Here is an 8,679-nt window from a genome sequence, read left to right on the forward strand (position 1 = left end):
CAGGAGATGATTGACGCGGGCATCAAGAGCATCCCCACCGGCTGGTTGCATCCGGGTATCAAAACCCCACCCCACTACGCCATCACCCCGGACAAGGCCCGGCACGTGGGGGACATTGTAGCCGCAGTGGTTGCCGAAACCCGGCAGATCGCCGAGGACGCCGCGCAGATGGTGGAGGTGGAGTACGAACCCCTGCCTGCGGTTGCCTTAGGCAGCGACGCCCTGAAGCCCGGTGCGCCCGCCGTCCACGACGATATCCCCGACAACATCTGCTTCACCTGGAGCATTGGGGACAAAGCAGCGGTAGATGCGGCCTTTGAAGGGGCCTACAAGACGGTCAAACTCACCCTGCGGAACAACCGGCTGGTGCCCAACGCCATGGAGCCCCGGGCCAGCCTGGCCCAGTACCACCGGGCTACTGGGGAGTTCACCCTTTACACCACCAGCCAGAACCCCCACATCCACCGCCTCATCATCGCAGCTTTCGTGATGGGCATCCCCGAGCACAAGCTCAGGGTGATCGCGCCGGATGTGGGCGGGGGGTTTGGCTCCAAAATCTACCAGTACCCCGAGGAGATCATCGTGCTCTACGCGGCCAGGAAGCTCGGTCGCCCGGTGAAGTGGACCGCCCGCCGCTCGGAGAGCTTCGTGATGGACTCCCACGGGCGCGACCACGAGACCGTAGCCGAGATGGCCCTGGACAAAGACGGCAAAATTCTGGCCCTCCGGGTGGAGACCATCGCCAACATGGGGGCCTACCTGACCACCTTCGCCCCGGCGGTACCCACCTACCTCTACGGTTGCCTCCTGGCTGGCCCCTACACCACCCCCCACATCTACTGCCACGTAACCGCCCCCTTCACCCACACCACCCCGGTGGACGCCTACCGCGGGGCTGGGCGGCCCGAGGCCACCTACCTGCTGGAGCGGCTGGTGGATGTGGCTGCGGCTGAGCTGGGCATGGACCCGGTGGAGCTGCGCCGCAGGAACCTGATTCCCCCCGACGCTTTCCCCTACCAAACCCCGGTAGCCCTGGTCTATGACTCGGGCAACTACGAGGCCGCGCTAAACCGGGCCTTGGAGATGGTAGACTACGCTGCTTTGCGCAAGCAACAGGAGGAGTGGCGCAGGCAAGGTCGCTATATGGGCATCGGGGTGGTCACCTACATCGAGGCTTGCGGGCTGGCCCCCTCGGCCCTGGTGGGCAGCCTGGGGGCCCAGGCGGGGCAGTGGGAGAGCGCCTTGGTGCGGGTGATGCCCACAGGTAAGGTGGAGGTCTTCACCGGCACCCACAGCCACGGCCAAGGGCACGAGACGGCCTTCGCTCAGGTGGTGGCCGACGAGCTCCAGATTCCGGTGGAGGACGTGGTGCTGGTGCACGGCGATACTGGCCGGATGCCCTACGGCTGGGGCTCCTACGGCTCGCGCTCGGCCCCCACAGGGCTCTCGGCCATCGTGCTGGCCGCGCGCAAGATTGTGGACAAGGCCAAGCGCATTGCCGCGCACCTCCTGGAGGCAGCCCCCGAGGACATCGTCCACGAGGACGGCAAGTTCATGGTCCGTGGGGTGCCCGATAAGGCGAAGACCTTCTTTGACATCGCCCTGCAAGCCCACCTGGCCCACAACTACCCCGCCGACCTCGAGCCCGGCCTTGAGGCCACCCACTTCTACGACCCCAAGAACTTTGTCTACCCCTTCGGCACCCACGTGGCCGTGGTGGAGGTCGACCCCGATACGGGCAAGGTCAAGCTCCTGCGCTACCTCTCGGTGGATGACTGCGGCCCGGTGATCAACCCCCTCATCGCGGAAGGCCAGGTGCACGGCGGCATTGCCCAGGGGCTGGGCCAGGCCCTTTTGGAAGAAGCCGTTTACGATAAGGAGGGGCAGTTCCTGAGCGCCAACTTCCTAGAGTACGCCATTCCACGGGCCGACGACCTGGTGCAGTTTGAGCACGACCACACCGTAACCCCCTGCCCGCACAACCCGCTGGGGGTGAAGGGCATCGGTGAGGCCGGCACCATCGCCTCTACGGCCGCGGTAGCCAACGCGGTGATGGACGCCCTGCGTCCTTTTGGCATAAAGCACCTGGACATGCCCTACACCCCGGAAAAGGTCTGGCGGGCCATCCACAGCAGCCAGCTGGCCCAGGCAGCGGACTAAGGCTTACACGGGGCGGGGGTCTCCCCTGCCCCTTCACGAGGAGGTCTATGTACACCGCGCCCTTTACCTACAGGAAGGCAACCAGCCTAGCCGAGGCGCTGCAGCTCCTGCAGCAGGACCCAGAGGCCAAACTCCTAGCCGGGGGACACAGCCTGATTCCGGCCATGAAGCTGCGGCTGGCCGCACCGAGCACCCTCATTGACATCTCCAAGCTGTCCGAGCTCCGGGGGGTGCGGCGCGAGGGGGAGACCCTGGTTATCGGGGCTATGACCACCTATCGGGAGATCGAAAACCACCCCCTTGTCAGGGAGCTCTGCCCCCTCATTCCCCAGGTGCTCCGCCATGTGGGCGACCCCATGGTTCGGGCCAAGGGCACCATCGGGGGCTCCCTGGCCCACGCCGACCCCGCCGCCGACCTGCCCGCAGCCATGCTGGCCCTGGGGGCCAGGATCAAGGCCCAGGGGCCGGGCGGTGCCCGGGTCATCGAGGCCGAGGAATTTTTCACCGGTATGTTCAGCACGGCGTTGCAGGAAGGGGAAATCCTCACCGAAGTCCACATCCCCATCCGGCCCGGGGCCCGCACGGCCTACGCTAAGTTCCCCCACCCAGCAAGCCGCTACGCGGTGGTGGGCGTTGCGGTGGTGGTGGACGGCGGCGAGGTGCGGGCGGCCGTAACCGGAGCGGGTGAGCACGCCATGCGCCTTGGCAAGCTCGAGCAGGCCCTCTCCGGAAAACCCCTAACCGCTGAAGCCATCTCCGCAGCCTGCCAAAACCTCCTGTCCCCCGAAGGCCTCAACCACGACCTAGCTGCCTCGCGTGAGTACCGGGCTCACCTGGTGGACGTGATGGCCAAACGGGCCCTTATGCAGGCGCTGGGCCTCTAGCGGGTCCCAGGGCAATTGTGGGGGCCTCAACCGAGAGGCCCCCCCTCCCTATGTGAAGATAGGAGCATGTTTCCGTCATCGGTAGAGGAAACCCAAAGGGCCCTCGAGGAGCACCAGTACATTGCGGACAGGGGCCTCGCGGTGGCGGTCTTCCTGGCTCTCAGGCTCGGCCGCCCCCTCCTGCTGGAAGGCGAGCCTGGGGTGGGCAAGACCGAGGTCGTCAAGGTGCTGGCCCAGGTGCTCTCCACCCGCCTCATCCGGCTGCAGTGCTACGAAGGGCTGGACGTGAGCAGCGCGGTCTACGAGTGGGACTACGCCCGGCAGATGCTGCAAATTCGCCTGCTCGAGGCCGCTGGCGAGCGGACGCAGGAGAGGATACGCCAGGAGGTCTTTGGGCCCGAGTTCCTGCTCAAGCGACCCTTGCTGCAAGCCCTGGAGAGCCAGAATGGCAGACCCCCGGTGCTGCTTATTGACGAGCTGGACCGAGCCGACGAGGAATTCGAAGCTTTCCTGCTGGAATTCCTCTCCGACTGGCAGATCACCGTACCCGAGGTGGGCACCCTCAGGGCTGAGCGCCCTCCGGTGGTGGTCATCACCAGCAACCGCACCCGCGAAATCCACGACGCCCTCAAACGCCGATGCATGTACTACTGGATTGACTACCCCAGCTTTGAGAAGGAGTACCGCATCGTGCGGGAGAAGGTCGTGGGCCTACCAGAAAAACTGGCCCAGCAGGTGGTGGCCTTCGTGCAGGAACTGCGCAAGCAAGACCTCTACAAAGCCCCTGGGGTCGCGGAAACCCTGGACTGGGCGGCCTCACTACTGGCCCTGGGCCAAACCGAGCTAAACCCAGAGGCGGTGGGGGAAACCTTAGGGGCGTTGCTCAAGTATCAGGACGACGTGCTCAAGGCCAAGGACCGGGTGCGGGACCTCTTGGCTCGCGCCCAGGCGCCCACCCCCCTATGACCGAAAACCTGCTAAGCCACGTGGTCGGTTTCACCCGGACCCTGCGCCGGGAAGGGATTCGGGTCACCCCAGGGCAAACCGCTGCTTTTGCTCGGGCACTGGGGGAGATTTCCATTTTCGACCCGGTGAGCTTCTACTACGCAGCCCAAACCACCCTGGTCAACCGCCACGAAGACCTGCCCAAGTTCTCCTCGGCGTTCCAGCGCTACTGGAAAGGGCTGAACCTGGAGCGCTTCCCCGGCGAGCTACTGCAACAGGCCCCCGCCCCACCTAAAAAAGACCCCCGGGCGCGGCCAGGCGAGGTAGGACGGGAACCCCAGCCCAATGGCCCGGGCGAGACACCCCCCCAGCCCCTCGTGGACCGGGCTCTGACCTACGCCCCTACCGAGGTACTCCGGCAAAAGCGTTTTGACCAGATGAGCGAGGCTGAGCTCGAGGCCGCCCGCAAACTCCTCTACCGTATGGTGTGGAACCCGCCTCTGCGGCGTACCCGCCGGCTTGGGGCTCGGGGACACGAGAAAATAGACCTGCGCCAGAGCCTGCGCCAGTCTTTGAGGCATCAAGGGGAGGTGCTCCAGCTGGTCTGGCGGGCGCGCAAGCGCAAGCCCCGTCCCATCGTGGCCCTGGCCGACGTTTCGGGTTCCATGGAGCGCTACGCCCGAATGCTGCTCCACTTTCTCTACGCCTTTTCCCTAGCCCAAGCCCGCCGAGGGGCCCGGCGAGTGGAAACCTTTACCTTTGGCACCCGCCTGACGCGAATTACGCGCACCTTTCAGAAAAAGAGCGTAGATGCGGCGCTAACCGAGGTGGGACGGGAGGTCAAGGACTGGTCTGGAGGCACCCGAATTGGGGCCTGCCTCCACACCTTCAACCACACCTGGGCCAAGCGGGTGCTGGGACAAGGGAGCATCGTTCTCATCATCTCCGACGGCTGGGACCAGGGAGAGCCCGAGCTGCTGGCCTTTGAGATGGAGCGGCTCCAGAAGTCCTGCCACCGTCTAATCTGGCTCAACCCCCTGCTGGGCACGCCTGGCTACCAGCCCCTTACCAGGGGCTTGGTAGCCGCCTTGCCCTATGTGGACGACTTTCTACCCGTGCACAACCTCAGCAGCTTAGAGAAGCTGGTGGAAGCGCTGGACCAGCTCGAGGTCTAGACTGCCTTCACCGCTTTTCGCACCTCCTGGACAAAGGCCCGGGTCCTCTCGTCCTGCTCGTGCACCACCCAGGGTGTGGCTTTTGCCCTGGGCCAGCGGTCAAACAGGGTCTCCAGCCACTGCACCAGGAGGTCTGGGGCCATTGGGCCCGAGGACTGGTAGTGCACGCTTCCCCCCCTCAGCGTAACCTTCCCCAGCGCCTCATAGTGACTGGGGGAGGTGTGCTGCACCAAGATACGGAAGGTATCGCCTGAATCCTCCCCTACACACTCCAGCACATGCCCCTCAGCCAGGCTGTTAATCCTGTGCGGTGTGAGCATACCTTGATGGTACGCTACGGGGTCTTGGGTTTCCAGCGCCGGATCTAATCCCGGACCACGATGTTCAACAGCTTGCCCGGCACGTAGATCTCCCTGACCACCTCCTTGCCCGAAAGGTACTGGGCCACGTTGGGTATCTGACGAGCAATGGCCTTTATCTCCTCCTCGCTAGCGCCCACCGCCACCTGGGCCCTGCCCCGCAGCCTTCCGTTGACCTGGACCACCAGCTCAAAGGTGTCGGCCACCAGCGCATCAGGGTCGGTCACAGGCCAGGGATGGTTGAAGACGGAGTCCTCGTGAAACTCGTGCCAAAGTTCCTCCGCCAGGTGCGGGGCGAAGGGAGCCAGCATCTGGATGTAACGCAACACAGCCTCGCGGAAGACCGGGGTTACCCCTTCCCGCCTCCGGTAGTCGGAAAGCGCGTTCAAGAACTCCATCAGCGCGGCAATGGCGGTGTTGAAGCGCAGGTCTTCCAGGTCCTCGGTGACCTTCCGAATGGTCTGATGCAACTTCTGGTAAAGGGCCTTATGAGGGCCCTCCAGGGTGGCCACCTCGAGCGCCCCCTGGGCTTTCAGCTCCAGCCGGTTCTCGGCCACCAGGCGGTAAACCCGATTCAGGTAGCGCCAGGCCCCCTGCACCCCTTCCTCCGTCCAAACCATCTCGTTCTCCGGAGGAGCGGCGAAGAGAATGGTTATCCGGGCGATGTCAGCCCCCTGCTCCCTGACGAAGGGGCCCACCATCACCCCGTTGCCCAGACTCTTGCTCATTACCGCGGGCTTCCAGAAATAGGTTTTCCCCTCCTCCTGGCGAAGCTCAGCCCCGCCCTTCTGCGCCTCCTCCAAGGGGATGCCTTGGGGAATCTCGAGCTTGCTGCGCCGGGCATCGTCCTTAAAGTAAACCCGTCCCTCGCGGAGTTCCACCTCCCCCACATTCGTCCACCCCATCACCATTCCCTGGGTAAAGAGCCCCTCAAAGGGCTCCTCCGCCTCTACCATCCCCAGGTCGTGCAGGAATTTGGTAAAGAAGCGGGCGTACAGGAGGTGCAAAATGGCATGCTCTATACCGCCAATGTACTGGTCTACCGGCATCCAGAAGTTGGCCTTCTCCGGGCTGAAAGGCTGCTCTGTGTTGTGGGGGTCGGTGTAGCGCAGGAAGTACCAGGACGAGTCAAAAAAGGTGTCCATGGTATCCGTGTCGCGCCGAGCAGGCCCCTTACACTGGGGACAGGTGCACTCGTAAAACTCGGGGTGAGCCGCCAGGGGGCTCTTTCCCTTGGGGCGAATCTCCTCCACATCCTTCAGGGTAGGCAGCAACACCGGAAGGTCCTCGTAGGGAACGGGCACAACACCGCACTTATCGCAGTGAATCATGGGGATGGGGGTACCCCAGTACCGCTGGCGGCTAATGAGCCAGTCCCGCAGACGGTAGTTAACTTTAGCCTGGCCGATTCCCTTCTCCTCCATCCAGGCAATAATCTTCTTCTTGGCCTCCTCTACGTAGAGGCCGTTCAGAAAACCAGCGTTGATGGCCGGGCCATCCCCGGTGTAGGCCTTGCCCTCCCAGCCCGGGGGCGGTTCCACCGTGCGAACGATCTCCAGGCCGAACTTCTCGGCAAACTCCCAGTCCCGTTCGTCCTGCCCTGGCACCGCCATAATGGCACCCGTGCCGTACCCTGCCAGAACGTAATCGGCAACCCAGATGGGAATCTCCTTGCCGTTTGCGGGGTTGATGGCGTAGGCCCCAGTAAAAACCCCCGTTTTCTCCCGATCCTCCCGCTGACGCTCAACCTCGCTCTTCATCCTGGCAGCGGCTACATAAGCCGCCACCTGGGCCCTCTGCTCAGGGGTAGTAATCCTTTCCACCAGCTCATGCTCGGGGGCCAGCACCATGAAGGTAGCCCCGAATATGGTGTCGGGGCGGGTGGAAAAAACCCGGATTTTAAGGTCGTGCCCCTTTACGGGGAATTCAAACTCGGCCCCCACGCTCTTGCCAATCCAGGCCCGCTGCATGGCCTTGACCTTTTCGGGCCATCGGGGGAGTTTATCAAGGTCGTTCAGCAAACGCTCAGCATACTCGGTGATTTTGAGGTACCACTGCTCGAGCTCCCGCTTTTCAACCAAAGCCCCGCTGCGCCAACCTCGGCCATCGATAACCTGTTCGTTGGCAAGCACGCTCTGCTCCACCGGGTCCCAGTTGACCAAACTTTTCTTCCGATAAACCAGGCCCCTTTCATACATTTTCAGGAAAATCCACTGGTTCCACTTGTAGTACTCGGGCAAGCAGGTAGTCACCTCGCGGCTCCAGTCGTACTGGATGCCCATCAAAGCTAGGGACTCTTTAGACTGCTGGATATTGCCAAAAGTCCAATCGGCAGGGCTTACACCGTACTTGAGGGCGGCGTTCTCGGCGGGCAAACCAAAAGCATCCCACCCAAAGGGGTGCAGCACGCTATAGCCCTGCTGAGTGCGGAATCGGGCCAGGGCATCGCCCATGGTGTAGTTCTTCAGGTGGCCCATGTGCAGGTCACCGGAAGGATAAGGGAACATCACCAAAACGTAGGCTTTCTTCTTTCCCTCAACCTCCTTTGCCCTAAGAAGACCCTTCTCTTGCCAGTACTTTTGCCATTTGGGCTCGATTTCGTGTGGGTTGTACTTATCGGTCGCAACCATGGCTCGCCTCGCGGTTAGCAGGGCTTATTGTATCGGCTATCAGAATTAACCCCCCCCTCCAAATGAGCGAAGGGGGAGGCTGACCAAACCCCCTACCGACGCGCTAGAAGTGCGTTAGACATAGGCACTATGTTACCAAAGAATGTGGGCTTGTTCAAAAAACTGGTGCCGGGGATGGGACTCGAACCCACACGCCCTTGCGGGCAACGGATTTTAAGTCCGTAGCGTCTACCATTCCGCCACCCCGGCAAACCTAGGGCATCGCTCTAGCCCCTGCTCGAGGCAACCCCAGCATAAGCTCCACGGATAAAGTGTTCAATCCTCACTCGAGCTTTCGCCCGAGTGCAACTAGCGAAAACAACCCTGGCTCGAGCCCTGGAGCTAGCAGTTTCAATCCTCACTCGAGCTTTCGCCCGAGTGCAACGGGAGTCCGCCCTCCGGGGCTTACGCCCTTGACGGGTTTCAATCCTCACTCGAGCTTTCGCCCGAGTGCAACCACGACCCCGGCTATCAGGAACTTGCGCCA

The 8,679-nt window shown here is 62.8% G+C and carries 6 protein-coding genes and 1 tRNA gene; 4 read left to right on the forward strand and 3 right to left on the reverse strand.

Annotated elements, in window-relative coordinates; genetic code table 11:
* From NZ849_RS03225 to NZ849_RS03240, 4 genes are all read left to right on the forward strand, one after another.
* Positions 1 to 2,160, forward strand: a 2,160-nt coding sequence (locus tag NZ849_RS03225) for a xanthine dehydrogenase family protein molybdopterin-binding subunit (RefSeq protein ID WP_295404112.1), incomplete at its 5' end; no start/stop codon positions are given.
* Positions 2,161 to 2,207: 47 nt separating this feature from the next.
* The gene (locus tag NZ849_RS03230) at positions 2,208 to 3,044 is read left to right on the forward strand and encodes a xanthine dehydrogenase family protein subunit M (protein WP_295404115.1); all 837 of its coding nucleotides are present in this window, start codon (positions 2,208 to 2,210) and stop codon (positions 3,042 to 3,044) included.
* A 66-nt stretch (positions 3,045 to 3,110) separates the two neighbouring features.
* Positions 3,111 to 4,010: a MoxR family ATPase gene (locus NZ849_RS03235; RefSeq protein ID WP_295404117.1), complete on the forward strand. Its 900-nt coding sequence runs from the start codon at positions 3,111 to 3,113 to the stop codon at positions 4,008 to 4,010.
* Complete coding sequence (locus NZ849_RS03240; RefSeq protein WP_295404119.1) at positions 4,007 to 5,164, forward strand: VWA domain-containing protein; 1,158 nt, start codon at positions 4,007 to 4,009, stop codon at positions 5,162 to 5,164. Before NZ849_RS03235 ends, NZ849_RS03240 begins: the two co-directional genes overlap by 4 nt.
* Here NZ849_RS03240 and NZ849_RS03245 read toward each other — a convergent pair.
* The 3 genes from NZ849_RS03245 to NZ849_RS03255 form a co-directional block, all read right to left on the reverse strand.
* Positions 5,161 to 5,484 carry a hypothetical protein gene (locus NZ849_RS03245; RefSeq protein WP_295404122.1) on the reverse strand — a complete coding sequence of 108 codons (324 nt, stop codon included), beginning with the start codon at positions 5,482 to 5,484 and terminating at the stop codon, positions 5,161 to 5,163. The genes NZ849_RS03240 and NZ849_RS03245 overlap by 4 nt on opposite strands.
* 44 nt (positions 5,485 to 5,528) lie before the next feature.
* On the reverse strand, positions 5,529 to 8,153 hold the full coding sequence (leuS, locus tag NZ849_RS03250; RefSeq protein ID WP_295404125.1) for a leucine--tRNA ligase: 2,625 nt from the start codon (positions 8,151 to 8,153) through the stop codon (positions 5,529 to 5,531).
* A gap of 163 nt (positions 8,154 to 8,316) precedes the next feature.
* Positions 8,317 to 8,402: transfer RNA gene (locus NZ849_RS03255), tRNA-Leu, on the reverse strand.
* Positions 8,403 to 8,679: the final 277 nt, after the last annotated feature.

This window comes from Meiothermus sp. (genome assembly GCF_025060375.1).
GTDB lineage: Bacteria > Deinococcota > Deinococci > Deinococcales > Thermaceae > Meiothermus.